General features: G+C 68.6%; 17 protein-coding genes and 1 pseudogene. 6 read left to right on the forward strand and 12 right to left on the reverse strand.

Annotation, left to right across the window (positions count from 1 at the left end; translation table 11 throughout):
- Positions 1–13: 13 nt before the first annotated feature.
- From OXU32_09095 to OXU32_09120, 6 genes and pseudogenes are all read right to left on the reverse strand, one after another.
- Positions 14–721, reverse strand: a pseudogene (locus OXU32_09095) (phage Gp37/Gp68 family protein).
- Positions 717–1,748 carry an acetylglutamate kinase gene (gene argB, locus OXU32_09100; GenBank protein MDE0074103.1) on the reverse strand — a complete coding sequence of 344 codons (1,032 nt, stop codon included), beginning with the start codon at positions 1,746–1,748 and terminating at the stop codon, positions 717–719. The pseudogene OXU32_09095 and the gene argB overlap by 5 nt, the downstream one beginning before the upstream one ends.
- The gene (locus OXU32_09105; GenBank protein ID MDE0074104.1) at positions 1,655–2,845 is read right to left on the reverse strand and encodes an aminotransferase class III-fold pyridoxal phosphate-dependent enzyme; all 1,191 of its coding nucleotides are present in this window, start codon (positions 2,843–2,845) and stop codon (positions 1,655–1,657) included. The genes argB and OXU32_09105 overlap by 94 nt, the downstream gene beginning before the upstream one ends.
- 55 nt (positions 2,846–2,900) lie before the next feature.
- A complete protein-coding gene (argC, locus tag OXU32_09110; protein MDE0074105.1) occupies positions 2,901–3,992 on the reverse strand; it encodes an N-acetyl-gamma-glutamyl-phosphate reductase in 1,092 nt (363 codons plus the stop codon).
- The gene (locus OXU32_09115; protein ID MDE0074106.1) at positions 3,985–5,043 is read right to left on the reverse strand and encodes a hypothetical protein; all 1,059 of its coding nucleotides are present in this window, start codon (positions 5,041–5,043) and stop codon (positions 3,985–3,987) included. The genes argC and OXU32_09115 overlap by 8 nt, the downstream gene beginning before the upstream one ends.
- Positions 5,036–5,476, reverse strand: coding sequence for an arginine repressor (locus OXU32_09120; GenBank protein MDE0074107.1), 441 nt, complete (start codon positions 5,474–5,476; stop codon positions 5,036–5,038). The genes OXU32_09115 and OXU32_09120 overlap by 8 nt, the downstream gene beginning before the upstream one ends.
- Positions 5,477–5,766: 290 nt before the next feature.
- On the opposite strand from OXU32_09120, the gene OXU32_09125 reads away from it, so the two are divergent.
- Positions 5,767–6,963 (forward strand): deoxyhypusine synthase family protein, encoded by a 1,197-nt coding sequence (locus tag OXU32_09125; protein ID MDE0074108.1) that lies wholly within the window; start codon positions 5,767–5,769, stop codon positions 6,961–6,963.
- A 15-nt stretch (positions 6,964–6,978) separates the two neighbouring features.
- On the opposite strand, the gene OXU32_09130 is transcribed toward OXU32_09125, so the two are convergent.
- Positions 6,979–8,559, reverse strand: a complete 1,581-nt coding sequence (locus OXU32_09130) for a GMC family oxidoreductase (protein ID MDE0074109.1) — start codon at positions 8,557–8,559, stop codon at positions 6,979–6,981.
- The gene (locus OXU32_09135) at positions 8,556–9,140 is read right to left on the reverse strand and encodes a twin-arginine translocation signal domain-containing protein (protein ID MDE0074110.1); all 585 of its coding nucleotides are present in this window, start codon (positions 9,138–9,140) and stop codon (positions 8,556–8,558) included. The genes OXU32_09130 and OXU32_09135 overlap by 4 nt, the downstream gene beginning before the upstream one ends.
- Before the next feature lie 251 nt (positions 9,141–9,391).
- Between OXU32_09135 and OXU32_09140 the strand changes: the two genes are divergently transcribed.
- A complete protein-coding gene (locus tag OXU32_09140) occupies positions 9,392–9,697 on the forward strand; it encodes a hypothetical protein (protein ID MDE0074111.1) in 306 nt (101 codons plus the stop codon).
- A gap of 11 nt (positions 9,698–9,708) precedes the next feature.
- Here the strand turns inward: OXU32_09140 and OXU32_09145 are convergent, their stop codons facing one another.
- Positions 9,709–10,464, reverse strand: a complete 756-nt coding sequence (locus OXU32_09145; protein MDE0074112.1) for a DUF72 domain-containing protein — start codon at positions 10,462–10,464, stop codon at positions 9,709–9,711.
- A gap of 160 nt (positions 10,465–10,624) precedes the next feature.
- Here OXU32_09145 and OXU32_09150 point away from each other — a divergent pair, with 160 nt between their 5' ends.
- The 3 genes from OXU32_09150 to OXU32_09160 are packed head-to-tail and all read left to right on the forward strand — an operon-like array spanning position 10,625 to position 12,724.
- A complete protein-coding gene (locus tag OXU32_09150; GenBank protein ID MDE0074113.1) occupies positions 10,625–11,734 on the forward strand; it encodes an exo-alpha-sialidase in 1,110 nt (369 codons plus the stop codon).
- Complete coding sequence (locus OXU32_09155) at positions 11,731–12,003, forward strand: MoaD/ThiS family protein (GenBank protein MDE0074114.1); 273 nt, start codon at positions 11,731–11,733, stop codon at positions 12,001–12,003. Before OXU32_09150 ends, OXU32_09155 begins: the two co-directional genes overlap by 4 nt.
- A 49-nt stretch (positions 12,004–12,052) precedes the next feature.
- Positions 12,053–12,724: an alpha/beta hydrolase gene (locus tag OXU32_09160; GenBank protein MDE0074115.1), complete on the forward strand. Its 672-nt coding sequence runs from the start codon at positions 12,053–12,055 to the stop codon at positions 12,722–12,724.
- A 301-nt stretch (positions 12,725–13,025) separates the two neighbouring features.
- Here OXU32_09160 and ligD read toward each other — a convergent pair whose 3' ends face one another.
- Positions 13,026–15,551 (reverse strand): DNA ligase D, encoded by a 2,526-nt coding sequence (gene ligD / locus OXU32_09165; protein MDE0074116.1) that lies wholly within the window; start codon positions 15,549–15,551, stop codon positions 13,026–13,028.
- Between the two features lie 79 nt (positions 15,552–15,630).
- On the opposite strand from ligD, the gene OXU32_09170 reads away from it, so the two are divergent.
- Positions 15,631–16,461 carry a Ku protein gene (locus OXU32_09170; protein ID MDE0074117.1) on the forward strand — a complete coding sequence of 277 codons (831 nt, stop codon included), beginning with the start codon at positions 15,631–15,633 and terminating at the stop codon, positions 16,459–16,461.
- Between the two features lie 10 nt (positions 16,462–16,471).
- Here OXU32_09170 and OXU32_09175 read toward each other — a convergent pair whose 3' ends face one another.
- Both OXU32_09175 and OXU32_09180 read right to left on the reverse strand, forming a co-directional pair.
- Entirely contained in the window at positions 16,472–18,238 is a 1,767-nt protein-coding gene (locus OXU32_09175) for a hypothetical protein (protein MDE0074118.1), read from the reverse strand.
- 98 nt (positions 18,239–18,336) lie between these two features.
- The gene (locus tag OXU32_09180) at positions 18,337–19,632 is read right to left on the reverse strand and encodes a DUF4105 domain-containing protein (GenBank protein MDE0074119.1); all 1,296 of its coding nucleotides are present in this window, start codon (positions 19,630–19,632) and stop codon (positions 18,337–18,339) included.
- Between the last annotated feature and the right edge of the window lie 233 nt (positions 19,633–19,865).

Consider the following 19,865-nt stretch of genomic DNA (forward strand, 5'->3'; position numbering starts at 1 on the left):
TCGAATCCGCCCATCAGCCAGCGGCCGCCTGGGGCATCTCGTCCCACAGCCTGCCCTCAAGCTCACGGCCTCCGGCCTTGGGCGTGTGCCCGCCCCACTGCTTGAAGAAGAACCGAACGTCCGCAACCTGGCATTGATTCCGAAGCTCAATGATCCACTCGGCCTTCATTGGGCGGCGTACCGGGCCACTCTCTCCACCTGCGATTACCCAGTGAATGCCCGTCAAGTCGAGCCGGAGCGGACCGATGAGTGGTTCGCAGGAGAGGAATCGAACCATCGCGGGAACACTCCGCAGGTGGCGAACGCGGTAGGCCACCGACTGATCCTCAACCGAGGCCCCCAGCCAGATGTGTGAGGGGAACGGCCCACCATCGAACAGGTCCCGATTCTGCCTCCAGAAGCGCAAGGCGCGGCTGGGACGCTTGGTGAGAACCTGGTAGGTGTGCCAGTCAGCTCGGAGCATCGTCCGGAAGATTCCGCGGACAAACTCCGCCGGGACATCAGCATGAAACAAGTCGCTCATGCTGTTGACGAAGATCATTCGAGGATCGCGCCACCTCTCCGGCTGTGAGAGTCGCTCCGGCCAGATGCGCACGGCGAATGGGTCGGCGCGCGTGACGTCCGAATCCACCACCGGCGGGCGGGCAAGGTAGGCATCGCGAAGCAGTCTGCTTGCCAGAGTCGCGGCATAGCAGTTGTCGCATCCCTTCGATTCCTTATCCCCCCTCGCCCGCCTGCTGCTCGTCGCTCGACAGCGTTCCGACGCTCCGCACGATGAGGGTGCCGGAGCCCTCGTTTGTAAAGATCTCGCGCAGCAGGCTGTCGCGCGCGCTCCCGGAAATGAGGTGCACGCGGGGGACGCCGCCCTCGATGGCGCCCTCGATGGCCGCCGCCTTGGCGAGCATTCCACGGGCGAGCACGCCCTGCTCGTGCAACTCGCGGAGCCCCGCAAGATCAAGGTAGGAGATCAGCGTCGCCGGATCCTCAAGGTCGCGGAGAATGCCGGGCGCCGACATGGTGAAAACGAGCTTCGTGGCCTCGAGCGCCTGGGCGAGCGCGCTCGCCACGGTGTCCGCATTGATGTTGAGCAGCCGGCCCTCCGCATCCGCCGAAAGCGGGCTCACGACGGGCACCCACCCCTGGTCCAGGAAGACGTGCAGCGAAGAGGGATCGACGGTTGCGATGTCTCCCACGAATCCGAAGTCCACGGGATCCGGTCCCTCCCCCTCCATGTGCATCGGCGGACGGCGGGTGGCTGTCACCAGGCCGGCGTCGACCCCCGAGACGCCCACGGCGTGAATCCCTTCCTTTCGGCACGCGCCCAGCAAGGCCGTGTTGACCTCGCCGCTCAGAACCTGGGCGGCGACGCGCAGATCCTCTGAACGCGTGACCCGGCGGCCCGCCACCATGCGGGGCTCGTGGCCCAGGCGGCGCGCGAGTTCGGTGGACTGGGGCCCACCGCCATGCACGAGAACCAGGCGGATCCCCAGGGAGTTGAGGATCCCCACCTGTTCCATCAGAGCATCGATGCGCCCGGAACTCCTGAGGACTTCACCGCCCACTTTCAGGACGAAGATGCGTTCGCGGAAGAGACGCACGTAGGGCGCCGCGGCGCGCAGGCCGGCAAACCTCCGGTCGGCGGCGCGTGACCGCTTCACGTGCCGTCCTGCGCGATGGCGCCCAGGGCCTCGGCGAACTGCGCCGCTTCCGACGCCCGCAGCGTGAGCGGAGGCATGACGCGCAGCCATGACGCATCCGAACTGGTTCCGGTGAGGATGTCCCGGTGCAGGAGCGCATCGCGGATTTCGCGCGCGCTTGTCCTGCACTTGAGTCCGAGCAGCATGCCGCGGCCCCGGATGCCGAGCACCGGTCCCGCGAGGCAGTTGGCGCGTATCTCCTTCTCGCGCATCGCCGCCTGCTGCAGAAGCCCCTCCTCGCGGATCGTGTCCAGCACCGCTTCGATGACCGCACACGCGAGCGGACCGCCCCCGAAGGTGCTGCCCATGTCCCCGATTCGCAGCTGATCGCCCAGAGCTCGTGACATGATCAGCGCGCTGCAGGGGAACCCGGCGCCGAGCGCCTTCGCGGTGGTCAGCATGTCCGGCACTACGCCGGTGTGCTCGATCGCGAAGGGTTTCCCGCTCCGTCCCATGCCGCATTGCACCTCGTCCGCGATCAGGAGGGCGCCATGCTGGTCGCAGGCCGCGCGCAAGGCACGCACATGGTCCGATTGGAGCACGTACGCGCCCGCGATGCCCTGGATGGGCTCGATGATGGCGGCTGCGGTCTCGTCGTCGATGGCGGCAACCGCTCCGGCCGCGTCGTCGCGCGGCACGAAGGTCACGTCGAACGGGGTGTCCGGGAAGCCGTACCAGCGCTCGCGGGCCCGCCAGGTCACGGCGGCGGCGGCGGCCGAGCGGCCGTGGAATCCGTGTTCCAGCGCGACCACGCGCCTGCGGCCCGTCAATCTGCAGGCCAGCCTGAGGGCGTTCTCGTTGGCCTCCGCTCCCGAATTGACAAAGAAAACGCAGTCGAGATCGTCCGGCGCGAACTCGGCCAGCTTGTCGGCGGCCCGTGCCCGCACCCTCAGCGCGTTCACGTTGCTGGTGAACATCAGTTCGCCCGCCTGCCTGCGGATGGCTTCAAGCACCCGCGGGTGACCGTAGCCGAGCGCGCACACCGCGTGCCCGCCGTAGAGATCGAGAAGCCGGCGCCCGTCGGCGCACCGCAGATAGGCGCCCCGGCCCGATACCGGCTCCAGAGGCAACTGGCCGTACACCTGGGCCAGATGCCGCGCTTCGGCCTGGCGCGCGTCCGGAACGAGGGTCGGAGCTGGTGTGTTCATCTCGGCGCCCGGCGCTGCCCGCTGAGGCCGGATCCGCTCGCGGTGGGCCACGCGTTCACATCCATGACGCTGCCGGAGTGGTCAGCCCGGTGGTTTCGGGAAGCCCGTGCAGCACATTCATCCATTGGATCGCCCCTCCGGCAGCGCCCTTGACCAGGTTGTCGAGCGCCACCGTGACCGCCAGCGTGCCCCGGTTCACCGCCGTGGCCAGATGGGCGTGATTGCTGCCCACCACGTCCTTCAGCCTGGGCGGCGCATCGACCAGGTGCACGAAGGCCGCCTTGGCATAATGATCGGCATAGGCGTCACGCACCCGGTTCGCGTCAACGCCGTCGAGCAGCCGTGCATGCAACACCATGTAGATGCCGCGCGCGAACGGGCCGGACGTCGGAACGAAGTGCAGTTGTACGCCCCGGCCGGTCGATGCCCTCAGGATCCCTTCCACTTCCGGCGCATGGCGATGCGCGAGCGGCTTGTACGCGAACATGTTGGCGTGCCGGGTCGGGTGGTGGGTCGTGGGCCTGGGAGCGCGGCCCGCCCCGGTACTCCCCGTCACCGCGCTGACCATCAGGCGGGGATCGACCAGCGCGCTGCGACTACGTCCGGCCGGGCGGCCCCTTGCCTGGGGGCGCATCAGCGGCATGGCGGCGAGCAGCATTCCGGTCGCAAAGCACCCGGGATGGCCGACGTGCCGGGGCTTGCGTATGGTGGCGTGCTCCGGCAGCAGGCTCCGGAACATCGGCATGCGATCCGGGGCGCCGTGCTCGATCCCGTAGACGGCTTCGTAGGCCTCGGCGTCACGAAAGCGAAAGTCCGCGGATACGTCGACCACGCTCGGGACGCACTGCCGCTCCGCACAGGCGCCGAGGGCCCGGTCGACCAGTTGGGCGCTGGCTCCGTGGGCGGCGGTCGAGAAGATGGCGCAGCGGTCACCGAGCGTGTCGGGCAGGTCGTCGATGCCGGTGAAGCGCAGGTCCGGCCACACACCACGCAGGTTCGGAAAGACTGTTTCCACCGGCTCGTGCCTCCGGCTTCGCGACACGACCGCGGCCGGCTGCATGCAGGGGTGGGACGCGAGAAGGCGAAGCAGCTCGCCGCCCACGTACCCGGATGCGCCCAGTACAATGGCGGGAATCGATTCAGGCATGCGCCCCCAGCCCGATGCGGGCGGCTACGGCGTCTCCGAGGCGAGCGCCGTGGGTGACCGCGTTCACCCCTTCCAGCCCGGTTCTTTCCCGGATGATGTCGAGCCCGACCTGGTTGTCGGTCGCGGGCCCCGTGATGAAGGCTGGAGTCATCCCGAACTCGTCTTCGAGCAGCCTCGCGCCGCCCCAGGCAGCGACCGGATCGGACGCGCACAGGAGGAGGCACGAGATGTTTGCGCGCACGGCGTCGTCCCGCAGGATGGCCTCCACGCCGTATGCGCCCAGGATTCCGTCGCCCAACTCGAAGACGATCGCGTCGGGACGCTCGGCCGCCAGGCGGCGCAGCATCGTGCGCGCCAGGTCCGGCGCATTGCCGGGCCCGGTGCTGACGACGCCGAAGTCGGTGAAGATGGACGTGTTGCGCGCACCCGCGTCCTCCATCGCCAGGATGTCGCGCCGCAGCGAGACGCCGGTTGCCTTGAAGGCGTCGACTACATGACCCCTGTGCCGGAGGCGCCCGATCACCGCGCATGCCGCCGCCGTCTTGCCGGAGTTCATGCAGGTGCCGGCGAGGGCCACCACGGGAACTCCTCCCAATTCCAGTCGCGCCCCGGTGTCGAGTGGGTCGCCGCCCACCCGGGCCGGGACGCCCACGCGCTCGCCGAGATAGGGGAACTCGAGAACCACCCCGAGCACACGCGCGTCGAAGGGCTGTCCCAGGGAGGCGTTGACGGCGTCGCATATTCCCAGCACGCCGCCCATGTTCAGTATCTGCACCGTGTCGCCCGGGCGCGTGGTTGCGGGCACGTGGCCGGAGTAGCCGAACAGCGCCTTGCGGTGGCCCAGCGCGCCCACGACGACATCCCCGCGGCGCACGCGCGCCATGCGTCCGCTGGCCAGTTCCAACTGGTTGTAGGAGGACTTCTCGTTCAGCACCTCGACCGCCACCATCACGCCCTCCTCGCTGGGAATGCGGTCGCCGACGCGGATCTCGCGCTCGGCACCCAGATCCGAGGCCACGGACGCCAGTTTGTCGATGACGATGCTACGCATTGCCCTCGTTCCGTGAGCCCGACAGGCCGGCCTCGCGGCGCAGCCGGCCCACCAGGGCACGCTGTTCGCTGCGGTTTCGGGTTGCGATGAAGATGGTGTCGTCGCCCGACAGTGTCGCCAGGACTTCCTTCCAGCCCATCCGGTCGAGGAAGAGCGCGATGCGCTGGGCGGCCCCGGTCGCGGTGCGCACAACGGTCAGATTCGGACCGGCCGCGTGCACGGCGCGCGCGTAGCTGGAGAGCGTGCGGCGGTCCTCTTCCGAGAGATTGAGAGGCCGCAGGCTGTAGCCGCCAGCACCCTTCATCGCTCCCAACCGGGCCAGGTCCCGGCTGATGCAGGATTGGGTCACGACAATCCCGCGTTCTCCCAGCAGGCGCACGAGTTCCTCCTGGCTGGCGACTTCGCGGTTCTCCAGGATTCTCGTGATCACCATCCGGCGCTGCGCAGGGGCTGTTCGTCGGTCTGACATTCTGGCAGAGGATCGCAGGGGAATCTGTGGTCGGTCTGACATTTTGGCAGACGTCACATGACAGAATGGCATACTAGCAGTGATATGCACATGATATGCAGTTCCGCGGAATCGTCAACCCCTGCCGGCGTTGGCCGCGGGCGAGGAGTGCCCCGGACAATCTCGCTCACCCCGGCGGTACCGGGAATGGAGAAATGCCGCCGATTCCGGCAGATTACCGGTCCGTTCAACCGCTTTCCGCATGTGGAGGCTTCGTGACCGATCCTGCCAGACGCGATCTTCTTTGCCGCCCGGTGGAGCACGTCGACATCCGCGCGTTCGACGCCCGCCCGGTCATAGGCCAGTTCCGGCCGACGGCCATCCAGGCCCGCAACCTGGCGCGCGCGGCGGACATCTGTTCGGAGATGCTCGCCGACCCGGAGTGCACCGTCATCCTCACGCTCGCGGGATCGCTCGTGTCCGCGGGCCTCAAGAAGGCGCTGGTGACGCTGATCGACTCAGGCATGGTGGACGTGGTGGTGTCGACGGGCGCCAACATGGTGGATCAGGACTTCTTCGAGGCTCTGGGGTTCCGGCACTACATGGCTCCAGGCTCGCCCGAGCATCCGGTGGTGCCGGATGAACGTCTGCGCGAGCTAGCCATCGACCGCATCTACGACACCTACATCGACGAGCGGGAGTTGCGCGTCTGCGACCGGACGATGAGGGGCATCTTCGATCGGCTTTCCGCGCGCCCGTATTCGTCGCGTGAGATCCTGACCGAAATGGGCCGCTTCCTCGATGTGAGCTTCCCCGAGTCGGAATCCGTGGTGCTTTCGGCGTACCGGAAGAGGGTTCCGGTCTTCGTGCCCGCTCTCAGCGACTGCTCCGCCGGGTTCGGCATCGTGCTGCACCAGGCCGCGGCCGCGCGCGAGGGGCGCGAACCGGTGTCGCTGGACTCGGGGAGGGACTTCCTCGAGCTCGCCCGGATCAAGCTCGCTTCCCGCGCTACGGGGCTGCTCATGCTCGGCGGAGGGGTTCCCAAGAACTTTGCCCAGGACATCGTGGTGGCCGCGGAGATGCTGCAAGAGGACGATGCCGCCTCGGCGCGGGCGCCCGCTTCAGGGGATGGGACCGGCGAGGCTACGCCCTCGGAGGTATCGATGCACCGATATGCCGTGCAGCTCACGGTCGCGGACAGTCGCGACGGCGCCCTGTCCGGTTCGACCCTGCGCGAGGCCGCAAGCTGGGGAAAGGTGGAGACGGCGCGCGAACAGATGGTGTTCTGCGAAGCCACGCTGGGCTTTTCGCTGCTCGCGAGCGATGCCTGGCACCGCCGGGCGTGGGAGGGCCGGCCCGAACGCAGGTTCACGGACTGGCTCGAGGTGCAAGCAGGAGACCCGACGGCCGATCGCGAAACCCACCCCGCCACCGCCGGGACGACGGGAACGGTCGCGGGCGTGCCGATGTAACCCGGGGATCCCCGGCTAACCCTTCGCAATCTCCTCCGCGGCCATCAGCGACAGCGCGCAGAAGGTGAGGGTCCCGTTGGCGCAGCCGCTGGAGACGATCGTGGGCGCGCCCACCACGAAAAGGTTCTCGTGGTCGTGCGCGCGTCCCCAGCGGTCCACCACGCTGGTGGCGGGATCGTCGCCCATCCGGCAACCGCCGCCCGGATGCTCGAACAGGCGTGACGCCCGCGTGCTCATCATGCGCCCGCCCGCCGCGCGCGCGAGCTCGTCGAAGCGGTCCAGCAGGGTCTCGTGGGTGTGCGGCTCCAGGTCGAGGGTGGCCTGCCCCGCCACGTAGTCGATGCGCGGCATCGGATCGCCGTGCGCGTTGCGCATGCCCGGGTCGAGCGTGAGACGGCTATCGGGGGTGGGAATCACGTCGTAGTACGACCGGATGCGCGCGGTCGCGGTGGACCGGGTGCGCGCGCGCCAGTCGGCCATCACCTCGTCGCCCCAGAGGACCCGCCCGTCGTCCGTCGCCAGCCGGGCTTCGCGGCCCACCGTCGATTCCCACAGCCGGATGTCGTGGCGCAGGTAGCGGTCAAGCGGCCCCGGACTCGCGAAGCGGTGCGACAGCAGGCTGTTGTTGGGAAAGATCCCCGGGTAGAGCCTCATGGGCAGCTCGATGAAGCCGCTGGCGAACCAGTGCCCGGTCATGTAGCGCCCGACGTTGTCCGTGCTGTTGGCCAAACCGTTGGGGAAGCGGCTGTTGGCCGAAAGCAGGAGGAGATGCGAACTCCAGCTGTGGCCCGCAGCCAGCACGAAGGTTCGCGCCCGGAATTCGACGGGCTGGTCGGGGGCGTCCTGATGAAATCCCGTGGCGGTCTCCATGCGGTCCGAGCCCGATGCCAGATTCAGCGAGCGAATCAGCGTGCGGCCGTGCAGCCGGATTCGCCCCGCGGCGAGCAGGCGGTCGAACGCGAAATCCGGGGTGTACTTGGCGCCCGTCGGGCAGACCGCGCAGGTGTCGCAGCGCTGGCACACGTTGCGTCCCTGCCACGGCTCGGTGTTGCGCGCCCACGGCTGGGTCCAGAAGGGGATGCCCGCCGCGTCCGTCCACTCGCGCATGCGCTCGAGGTTCCAGGAGAGCGGCAGGGGCGGCATCGGATACGGCCTGGAACGGGGATCGTACTCGGGCGGGCCCTGCTCCCCGGCGACGCCCATGCGCTCCTCGGCCTCCTGGTAGTAGGGCTCCAGATCGTCGAAGGTGATGGGCCAGTCGTATCCGACCCCGTAGAGGGAGCGCACCCGGAAGTCCTCCGGCGAATACCGGGGCACGGCGCCCCCCCAGTGCATCGCGGCGCCCCCCAGGACCATCGACTGGTACATCTCGCCCGTGCCGGTCTGACCGGGGATGTGGTCGTTCGGGTAGGGGTTCTCGCCATACGCGAGCATGCGCGCGCGGGTCGCCGTTCTCTCTTCCAGAGAAGCCGTGCGGCCCCCCGCCTCGACGACCGTGATGGACGCCTCGGTGCGCTCCGCGAGACGTTCCGCAACCATGGCCGCGCTGATGCCGCCCCCGATGATGCAGACGTCGCTCTCGATGACCTGGCTCATGACGCGGCTCCCGGCAGCGGGGCGGGTTCGTTTCCGGCGCCCGCGAGGCCTCTGCACTGCTGCCTGGCGATGGCTCGGCCGTAGCAGAGATCGGTCGCGATCGGGGAGGCGAAGAAGTGGGCCGCGAGCGCGACCGCGATGTGCGCGGCGTTTTCCGGCCGGCCGAAGTCGGGACCGGCCCGGCGCACATGCGGCTCGAGGATCCGTCGCCGCTCGGACACTCCGGCCTCGGCGAACGACATCCCGAAGCGCTTGCCGCTCTCGATGTCCAGCCCGCTCAGTTGGGCGGCCCATCCGGGCCGGGGATCCGGCCCCGTGTAGACCGTCACGGGCACCAGGTAGGGATGGGGCATCTCGGCCACCGGCTCCAGCCCTTCCGACCAGAGCTCGAAGGCGGCCACCGCCCGCTCGCGGCCCTCCGCGCCCAGCTCTTCCGGCAACACCGCCTCGCCGACGGCCCGAAGCGTGGCCGGAGCGAGCGCGTCCGGGCTCTCCGCCGCGGTGGGCGCGCAACTCGGCAACGAAACCACGGCCACTGTTGCCGCGGACTGCTTCAGGAAGGTTCTGCGTGACTCGGCCATCGGGTGTTCTCTCCTTGCGCCCATGCGCCTCCGAGATGAGAAGGCATCTGCCCGCGGCGGTGGTGGAGCCGCACTCGGACAGAGTAGGAGCGACGCCCGGATCTGGCCAGCGATGATGGAGAACAAAACCCGAAAGCATTAGATTCGATGAGCGGCTGCACCATCCGTCAGGACGGTCCCACCAGAACGACTACTACAGGGCGATCCGGCGGAGTTCTGAAGCGGGCGAAAGCACATCGTTCATCGAGTTCATGCTCGGCGTGATCCTGGAGGCAGCCCGCTCGGTATCATTGAGCGACCAAGCAAGCGACCAAGTAAGCGACCAAGTTGCCGTGCTGCTGGCAGCACTGAAGACCAGCCCGAAGGCTGCCAGCGCCCTCATGGCCCAGATGAGTCTCTCGCACCGGCCATCATTTCGGAAGAGCTACCTTCGTCCGGCGATGTCGTCCGGCCTCGTGGAAATGACTCGCCCCGACGCGCCGCGGGCAAAGAATCAGAAGTATCGGCTGACGCGGCGGGGACGGGACGCGCTACTCCGGATCTCCGATTCCATCTGAGATTGGGACGCTCATCCCGGGGAGCGTCGGAATGCCGGCGCCCCGGCCAGCGACAGGAAGTCCTTCGCCATCGCCGGTCCGGCGGCTTCGTCCTCGTGCTTGAAGAAGACGAAGGCTTCGTCCCAGCCCTGCCCCTGGACGCGCTCCATCCACCGCCCCAGCTCACCCTGGGTGTAGCCGAGGCGGCGCATGCGCAGGTAGCCCCAGGTGCCGGAGGGCAGGGGCCGGTCGGCGGGCACGCCCGGCAGCGGGTCGTCGACGTCCGCGTGCACCAGTGCGAAGTCGCGGTCGGCGAGCAGTGTTCGCACCTCGTCGTCGAACCAGGCCGGGTTGCGGAACTCGAACGCGGCGCGCGTGCGGTCGGGAAGCAGATCCAGGAACGCCGCCAGACGCCCCGCATCCTTCTTCATGTTGGGCGGCATCTGGAAGAGGATCACGCCCAGCCGCGGCCCGAGGGTGGCGCAGGTCTCGACCAGGTAGGTGGTCTCGTTGGTGCTCGAGAGGCCGAGGCGCTTGAAGTGCGTGATGCGGCGCGACGCCTTGATCGAGAAGCGGAAGCGCTCGGGGACCTGCTCGGCCCACTTCATCAGCAGATCGACCTTCGGCAGCCGATAGAAGGTGTTGTTGATCTCGACGGCGGGCAGCTCGCCGGCGTAGTGCGAGAGGAAGGCCCGCTGCGGGAGCTTCTCCGGGTAGAACCGGCCCTTCCACTCCTTGTAGGCGAAGCCGCTGGTTCCCGTCCAGATGCGCATGGCGGAATGATGCACGGGATCCGGGGGATGCGCCAGACGCCATCACTGCCGGAGCCGGGTCGTGCGGCCAGCACGTCTTGTGTCCGCCCCCGTTCCCGATAGTCTTCAACGGGTTGTCGGCGGGATCGCGCAAGAGATGCCAAATGATGTGGAAAACGATGACGGGGATGTGGAAATGAAGACGTCGACCGGCTTCACGGTCTCCGCGGGAGAAACGGTCCTGCTGCTCGGCACGACAAAGGGGGCCTTCGTGGGCCGCGCGCGCGATGGCGGCGGCTGGGAGTTGGACGGGCCGCACTTCCCCGGCGAGGAAGTCTATGCGATGGCGTACGACGGCCGCGCCGGCCGATCGCGCCTGTGGGCGGCGCCGGGCAGCCCCTTCTGGGGGACGACGCTCCGCTTCTCCGACGACTTCGGGGCGAGTTGGTCCGGGAAGGATGAACGCCGGGTCAGGTTCCCGGAGGATTCGGAGCTCTCGCTCAAGCGCATCTGGCAGATCCGGCCCGGTTCGGAGGCCGAGCCCGATGTGATCCGCCTTGGGGTCGAGCCCGCGTGCCTCTTCGAGTCGCGCGACGCCGGGGACTCGTGGCAGCCGGTGGAGGGCCTCCTGAACCATCCCCACCGCGAGCGCTGGCAGCCGGGCGCGGGAGGGCTTTGCCTGCACACCATCGTCGGGGACGGCGAGCCGGACGGGCGCATGATGATCGCCATCTCGGCGGCCGGCGCCTACCGGAGCGACGACGGCGGGGCCACGTGGGAGGCGCGCAACCATGGCGTGCGCGCGGAGTTCCTCCCCGACAAGCACCCCGAGTTCGGCCAGTGCGTGCACAAGATCACGCATCATCCGGCGAACCCGGGACGGCTCTTCCTGCAGAACCACTGGGGGCTCTACAGGAGCGAGAACTGGGGGGATACCTGGGTCGACATCGCCAACGGGGTCCCTTCGGACTTCGGCTTCGCCATGGCGATGCATCCGGGAGATCCCGACACCGTCTACATCGTGCCCATAGAGTCGGACGGGTTCCGCTGCACCCCGGACGCGAAGCTGCGCGTGTACCGGACGCGCGACGGCGGGGCGAACTGGCACCCGCTCACCGAGGGGCTTCCGCAGGAGAACGCGTACGAGACGGTGCTGCGCGATGCGCTCGCGACGCTGGCGCCCGGTCAGGTGTTCTTCGGAACGCGAAGCGGCAAGGTGTACGCCTCGCGCGACGACGGCGATTCCTGGGAACTGGTGCGCGACGGGCTCCCGCCGGTGGTGTGCGTGAAGGCGTGCGTGGCGTGAAGGTCGTGCTCCCGGAGGCGCTGCGCGAGCTGGCCGGCGGGCGGGCGGTGGTGGAGATGGCGGTTCGGCATTCAGTCGGCGGGGTGCTGGGCGCGTTGAACGCTTCCCACCCGGGCCTCTACGACCGCCTGATGACCGAACAGGGTGCGCTGCGGCCCCATGTGAACATCTTCGTGGACGGCGAAAACATCCGCTTCACGGGAGGCCTCGGGACGCGAGTCGGGTCGGGCAGCGAGATCTTCGTGCTTCCCGCGATCAGCGGCGGATGAGGAGGTGGGCCGGCGGTGGGCCCGCCCGAGCCCACGCGGGGTTGGCCGGATGACCTCGGCTCGCGCGCTCTCCTTCGAGGTCGCCGGCACTTCGGTCTCGGCGCTGCTCGTGCGGCCGCGGGACGCGAGCGCGCTGCTGGTCCTCGGGCACGGCGCGGGCGCGGGCATGCGCCACGTCTTCATGGAGGAGGTCGCGGGGCTGCTGGCCGACCGCGGGGTCGCCACCTTTCGCTACCAGTTCCCCTACATGGAGGCGGGTCGGCGGTACCCCAACCCGCAGCGCATCCTGACGGCCACGGTGCGGCGGGCGGTGGCGGCGGCGCACGAGGCCGCTCCCGACCTGCCGCTGTTCGCGGGGGGCAAGTCCATGGGCGGCCGCATGACCTCGCTGGCCGCGGCGGACGCCCCGCTGGCGGGACTGCGCGGGATCGCCTTCCTGGGCTTCCCCCTGCACGGCATCGGGAAGCCGCCCGGCATCGAGCGGAGCGAACATCTCCACCAGGTCGAGCTGCCCCTGCTGTTCGTCCAGGGCACGCGCGACCGGCTGGCCAACCTGGACTTCCTGCGCCCGGTGGTCGAGCGGCTGGGGTCCCGCGCGACGCTGCACGTGGTCGAGGGCGGGGACCACTCGTTCAAGGTGCTCAAGAGAAGCGGACGCACCCACGAGGAAGTGATGGCGGAGGTGGCGGACGCGGTAGCGGGGTGGATCCGGTCGCGGTGACGGGGTGGATCCGGTCGCGGTGACGGGGTGGATCCGGGCACGCCTGGGTGGATGCCGTCGCGGTGGCTCCTGAAGACCCGATCCAAGGCCAGCGTCCAACCCCACCGAAACCCTCGCCAGCGTGTTGCAAAACCGTAAATGCAACAATATGTTGCCTTTTCGAAAATGCAACACCGTGCAGAGGGTCCTGGAGAGGGGTGTACTCTCGCGGCCGAGGGTCCCATCGCTCGCAGCTATCACGCCCCCCGTGCGTAGCCGTCATTTGCCGAATGCAGCGGCGATTCGCCGACGACGTGGCCGGCTAACTCAACCACCCCATCAACCGCTCCAGCGCGGCTACCAGGTCGGGTTCCTCTTCCAGCACCGCGGCCAGCGGGTCCCTTCCCAACGCAGCCATGCGCGCGGGCGCAGTGCGGATGGTGTGTTGCCCGATGGCCAGCCCGTCCTCCACCTCGCTCCACTCCAGGGGCATGGAAACGGGGGCACCCGGTCTGGGTCGCACGCAGAAGGGAGCCGCGATCAGCTTGCCGTGGCCGTTCTGCAGGTAGTCCAGGTAGACCTTGCCCTCGCGCCGGCTCACCCGCCGCTCCACTGTGGCGATCTCGGGCAGTTCGACCGCGATCACGCGGCTCATCACCCCGCCGAAGAGCTGCGACTGCTCGTAGGTGCAGCGCCGCCCCAGCGGGATCATGACATGCAGCCCTGACGACCCGCTCGTCTTCACGTAGCAGGGCAGTCCCGCCTCCCCGCACACCCTGCGGATGCATCGGGCCACCCGGATGACATCGGCGAACGAAGCCTCCTTGGGATCCAGGTCCAGCACGCACCAGTCCGGGCGGGAAGGCGTCTCCAGGCGGCTGTGCCAGATGTGCAGCGGGATGGTGCCCATGTTCGCGATGTAGAGGATGGCCTCCGGCGAATCGGCGACGAAGTAGTTCAGATCGCGCCCGGAGCTCTCCGAGAAGACGGTCTCGGTGCGCAGCCAGTCCGGGGCCCATTCGGGCGCGTCCTTCTGGTAGAACGACTTGCCGTCGATGCCGTCCGGGTAGCGCGTCATGACCAGGGCCCGGTCCGCGAGGTACGGGAGCAGCCAGGGTGAGATGGCCCGGTAGTAGTCGATGAGATCGCCCTTGGTGTAGCGCTCCTCCGGCCAGAACACCTTGTCCAGGTTGGTGAAATGCACATCCCGCGCGACGCTCGGTGCGCGCACCGGCAGGGGCTCGGCCAGCGCCTCGCGGGATGCCGCGTCGTCCTCCAGGAAGCACTCGCGCGGCCGCTTGTCCTCGCGGAAGCGGACAAACGACGGATGACGCAGCAGACCCGCCTCGGTCCACTCCTTGTAGCGCACCTCCGCTACCAGCTCCGGGCGGACCCAGCGCTGCACGCGGCCGGGCATGAAAACTCCCTCTCCGGTAGCCGGACACTCGTCGACCTCGATCTCGAGGAGCATTTCACGGATCTCGGCGAGCTGGTCGGCCGTGAATCCCGTGCCGACGCTGCCCGCGTGCACCAGCGTGTCGCCCTGGTAGCGGGCCAGGTGCAGCGAACTCAGCCCTGGTCGCTCGTCCCGCGGCTCCGACCACCCGACGACGACGAAGTCCCCGGTCTCCACCGCCCGGATCTTCATCCAGGAGCCCGAGCGCGCCGACACGTAGATGCTGTCCGCCTTCTTGGCGACCACGCCCTCGAGCCGCATCTGCGTGACGTGTTCGTACATGACCTCGCCCGTCTCGGCGATGTGATCGCAGTAGTGGAGCGGCCCCGCGGGAGGCAGCACCTCGCGCAGCACCTGCTTGCGCGCCAGCAGCGGCAGGCCGCGCAGATCGAGGCCGCCCACCGCCAGCAGGTCGAAGACGTACATGCGCGCGGGGAGCTCGACCGCGGCGCGCTGGATGTCGGCGTGGTTCTGCAGGCGGCCGCGCTTCTGCAGGCGGCCGAAGCTGGGCAGCCCGGCGGCGTCGTGGACCACCACCTCGCCGTCGACGATCACATGGCCGAACGGGAGGCCGCGCACGGCCCGGGCGATCTCCGGGAAAGTCGCCGTGAGATCGTTCCCGTTCCTCGACCAGAGCACCGCCTCGCCGCCTTCGCGGGCGCCGATGATGCGGTAGCCGTCGTACTTGATCTCGAAGACCCACCCGGGGCGCGTGAACGGGGTGTCGCGCGAGGTCGCGAGCATCGGCCGCACCGTGCGGGACTCGACCCGGAGCTCGCGCGCGCCCAGCTCCAGGGCCCGCTCCTCCACCGCGGCCTGACGCCGCTCCGGATGCGCGACCTCGTCCACCGAGAGCCCCGAATAGACCGACTCGACCGGGTAGGCGCCGGTGCCGCGCTCGTCCACCCAGGCATCGGACTCCTTGATCAGGAGCCACGAGTTCTCGGACTGGCGCGTCTTCACCAGCGTCCAGCGGCCGTTCAGCTTGAAGCCGCGCAGATCGAAGAGCAGCTTGCCGCTCTCGAGCCCCGCGCGCGGATCCTCGACCGGCACCCACACGCCCTTGTCCCAGAGGATGACCGAGCCGGCCCCGTAGTTGCCCTCCGGGATCACGCCTTCGAACTCCGCGTAGTCCAGGGGATGGTCCTCGACGTGGACGGCCATGCGCTTGTCCTGCGGGTTGGGCGAGGGCCCCCTGGGAACGGCCCACGAGAGCAGAACCCCGTCCAGCTCCAGCCGGAAGTCCCAGTGCAGGCGCGTGGCATCGTGCTGCTGGACGACGAAGAGACGGCTTCCGGCCAGCGCCGCGCCGCCGAACGGCTCCGGAGTGCGCGACGCCTGCCGCTTGGCGCGATACTCGGCGAGCTTGTCGCGGGATGCGCGATCAGGCATCGGCCTTCCCTTTGCCGACCCTCGCAACCATCATGTAAGCTCCCCCGCCGATTACGGATACCGATTCCCCGGGGACATCATGGCCGCACGAGCGATCGGAACCTCCAGCATCTCCTTCGGTCTCGTCACGATCCCGGTCAAGCTGTTCGCGACCAGCAAGTCGGGCGCGCGCGTCAGCTTCAACTGGATCGACCGCAAGACCGGCGTCCGGGTGCGTCAGCAGTACTTCAACCCCGACAACAACCAAGTCGTGCCCAAGGACGACATGGTCAAGGGATACCAGTTCGCGAAGAACCAGTTCGTCGTCTTCGAGCCCGATGAACTCAAGGTGCTGGAACAGCCCAAGACCGACGCCATCGAGATCGCCGAGTTCGTCCCCGCCGAGCAGGTCGAGCGGGTCTACTTCGACCGGGCCTACTACCTGGGACCGGACCGGGGCGGCGCCCGCGCCTATCGCCTGCTGGCCGCCGCGCTGGAGCAGACGGGACGCGTTGCGGTCGCGCGCTTCGCCACCCGCGGCAAGCAGTACCTGGTGATGGTGCGCCCGTACAGGGACGGGCTGATGCTCGAACAGTTGCGCTACCAGACCGAGGTCCGGTCCTGGGACGAAGTCCCGGTCGAGGAGGGCGAGATCAACCGCGCGGAACTCGACCTGGCGGTCCAGATGATCGAGCAGCGGACCGCGGAGGAATTCCAGCCCGACGACTACAAGGACGAAGTGCGCGAGCGCCAGCTCGAGCTGATCCAGCAGAAGATCGACGGCGAACAGATCACCGTGGCGCCCTCGGCCGAGCCGCAGGCCCAGATCATCGACCTGATGGCGGCGCTGAAGGCGAGCATCGCGGGAGAGGGCGGCGCGGAAGGCGAGGGGGACGCGGCGAAGCCTGTGCGGAAGGCGGCTACCGGCTGAGATCCGTCACCTAGTCGATCCCCCCGCCCGGCTGCGCGGCGCTCTCCACCCGTATCGACAGGATGTCGATGTCGTGGTACTGCTGGTGACGGATGGCCGAGGCGTAGTGGCGCAGAAGCCTCAGAGGGATCTCCGACCCGCCGCTCGGGGCCCCCTCGCTGAGCATCACCAGCTGGTCCTCGATGTTCGTCTCGTCGGTGGTTGCGATGAACTCGAGGTCGGCTGCGCCGCCGTCGCTTCCGGCGATGAGAAGCAGGCGGCGTTCCGATGCGTCCGTCTCCTCATCCTCGTCATCCGCTCCCCGCATGAGGATGTGCGCGGTCTCCTCGCCCACGGCGCGCAGGCGCCGCTCCATGTCCTCGTTCCAGCCCTTGCGCGCGGCGAACGTCACCATGAAGTCGTCGATCTCTGACCAGATACCGGGCGTGAGCCGTGTCTTCAGGCGCGATCGACGTCCTCCGACCATCTCCTCGAACATCGCCAGCAGGATGACGGTGAAGCCGCCGACGGTCATGCCGTTGCCGAGCAGTTCGCCCCAGATGCCCTGGAAGTACTCCGGATAGATCCAGTCGAACTGGAACGCGAGCCCGATCCAGAACGCGACGCCGACCACCAGACCCTTGCGGTAGTCCAGGCCCTCCTGAAGCAGAATCCTCATCCCGAAGACGAAGATCAGGGCCACGATGATGACGAAGTAGGCCGCGACGACCGGCCCCGGGATCGCGATGATCAGGTTGATGAACTTGGGCAGAAACGCGAGCGAGACGAACACGATGCCGACGCAGATCCCGATCCGGCGGGCGGCGACTCCGGTGAGTTCCGCGACGCTGATGCTCATGCCGTAGGTGGTGTTCGGAACCGTCCCCGCGAGGCCGGACAGCAGATTGCCCACGCCGTCGGCCGAGATCGCGCCCTGGATGGAGCGAAAGTCGATCGCCCGCAGCCTGCGCCACGAGACCCGCTGAATCGCGATGGCGTCTCCGAGCGTGTCGAGCGCGCCCACCAGCGTCACCATGATGAAGGACGGCAGCAGAGCCCAGAACTCCGGGCGGAAGCTCAGGTCGACCCCGGGATAGGCGAGTTGCGGAAGCCCGATCCAGGCGGCGTCCGCGACCGACGACGTGTCGTACATGCCGAACCCCAGCCTGGCGGTGAGGCAGCCCGCGACGATGCCGATGGCCGGAGCCCACAGGCGCAGCACCCCGGAGGAACGAAGCGGAACCAGGATCATCACCAGCAGCGTCACTCCCGCGATGACCGGGCCCGCGGCAGGTGAAACGTCCGGGGGCACCTCGCCCAGCTTGTTGACGATGAGGGGCGAGAGGGTCACCGGGATGAGCAGCAGCACGGTGCCGGCCACCGTGGGCGTGAAGATGCGCCTGAGCAGCGCCATCCTCGCCGCCAGGACGAACTGAACCAGGGCGGACGCGATGATCAGGGTCGCGAGCATGCCCGGCCCCCCCTGTTGCAGGGCTGTCACGCTCACCGCGAGGAACGCGCTCGTGCTCCCCATCACGAGGATGTAGCCCGCGCCGACGCGCCCGATCTTGCGCGCCTGGATCGCCGTCGTCACCCCGCTGATCACCAGCGCCGCGCACACCGCCCACGACAGGTAGTCGTCGCCCATGCCGGCGACGGTGATCATCACGGTGGGCGTCAGGATGACGCTGGCAATGCAGAGGATGGCGTACTGGATGCCCAGCCCGACCGTGATCGGCAGGGGAGGACGCTCGTCGGGTTCGTAGCGGACGTCCTGCCGGTCGACACCCGGGCTCACCGGGCTTCCTCGCTGCGACGTGTCATGCGGGCTCCCCAATCGAGTCGGTCCCGGTTGGTGACGGTGTAGGCTTCGCGCTGCGGGATCAGGCCGCGGGATCAGCTTGCCGCGGACCGCTGCGTGTCGACGCGCACCACTGCGTGCACGCCCCACGCAACCGCCAGGTGCGCCGGTACCGCGACCGCCAGATGATACCCGTTCACCTGGTCGAGCCCGGGAACAACCTGCATCACGAGGCCGAGGACCGACACCCCGGCCGCCAGCAGCGCCGTTCGGGCCGCCAGCCGGCGCCACCTGCCGGCGAAGACCGCCGGGACGAGCGCAACCGCCAGCACCAGCGACAGCGGGTTCGCCTGGAGGAAGTTCTCGTTCCAGTGCATGAACTCGTGGGCGGTGAAGTGCGACACGATCATCACCAGCCCGGACAGGCCGGCGGCGAGAGACCATACGCCGGCGAGCAGCACGAACTCCGCCCTGAGGAAGGCCATCAGGGTCGGCCCGGCGGTGCTCAGCCGCGGAGAAGCGACCACCGCCGCCGCTCCGGCGAGCCATGCGGCGAGCATCACGCCGACCAGGGCGAACCAGACGAAGCGCGGAGGCGGCTCGGCCGGAGGGACGCGGGCCGGATCGTCCAGGACGGCTTCGGATGTGACCAGGTCCGTGTCACCCAGGAAGTCGCGCATCATCATGGGAATGAACATCTCGTCCCATGCGGTGACGGGACGATCGCCGCGCCCGCCCATGAAGAAGTCGAGCGACACGTAGACCAGCGCATTGCCTGCCGTGAGCCGTCGGGTGTGGAAGCGGAAGGTCTCGCCCGGGACCTCGCCGAAGCGATCGCGCAGGCGTCCGCCCAGGACGATGTCCAGGGCGTCGCGCACGCGCGTCGAGCAGTTGTCGAGGAAGTACTGGTATCGGTACCAGGCGTTTTCCGGGAGCGCGTTGAGCTCGGCCATGCCGAGAAGCCGGAGGCGCTGATCCGGGGTCAGGTCCAGCTCCTGCTCGACCACGCCGCGATCCGAGGCCACGTAATGCGCGATCATTCCTTCGGAGGACAGGCCAGCCATCCAGTACTGCCAGTCGCCCAGGAGGAAACGCCAGAAGAAGCCCTCCTGGCTGATGTCGAACATGCCCCAGTTGTACGACACATCCAGGCCGCGCGCCGGATCCTGGATGCGGATGGCGTTGTGGCCGAACATCTCGTAGACCACGGGTCCGGCGCCGACGGTAATGAGCGAGACGCTCAATTCGGAGCCCGGTTCCGGTGCCGGGAGTCCCTGATCCTCCGGGCCCGGCTCCTGGCCCCCTGCAGCCGAGGCCGGCCAGGCCGCGCATGCCGCCAGCGAGGCCGCCAGGAACAGGCTCGTTCGGCACATCGCGCTCGGTTTCGACACCGGGGATCACCTTGTTGGTGAGGACAGGGCTCGCTTCTCCGTTGCGCCGTACACCGTCTGACGCGGGCTGCTCCTCCGGCAACGCCGCGGGTGCGCAGGCGGAAGATGGTCCCGCAACCGTGACGACGGAAAGGCCGCGCCGACGTGGCGGGCTCGCGAGGGGCTCCGGTGGTCGGGCCGCCGACGCCGGGCCGGTAGCCCGGAACGCGCCCACGGCCTAGACTGCCGTAGAA

The organism is Gammaproteobacteria bacterium (assembly GCA_028819075.1).
GTDB lineage: Bacteria > Gemmatimonadota > Gemmatimonadetes > Longimicrobiales > Gaopeijiaceae > BD2-11.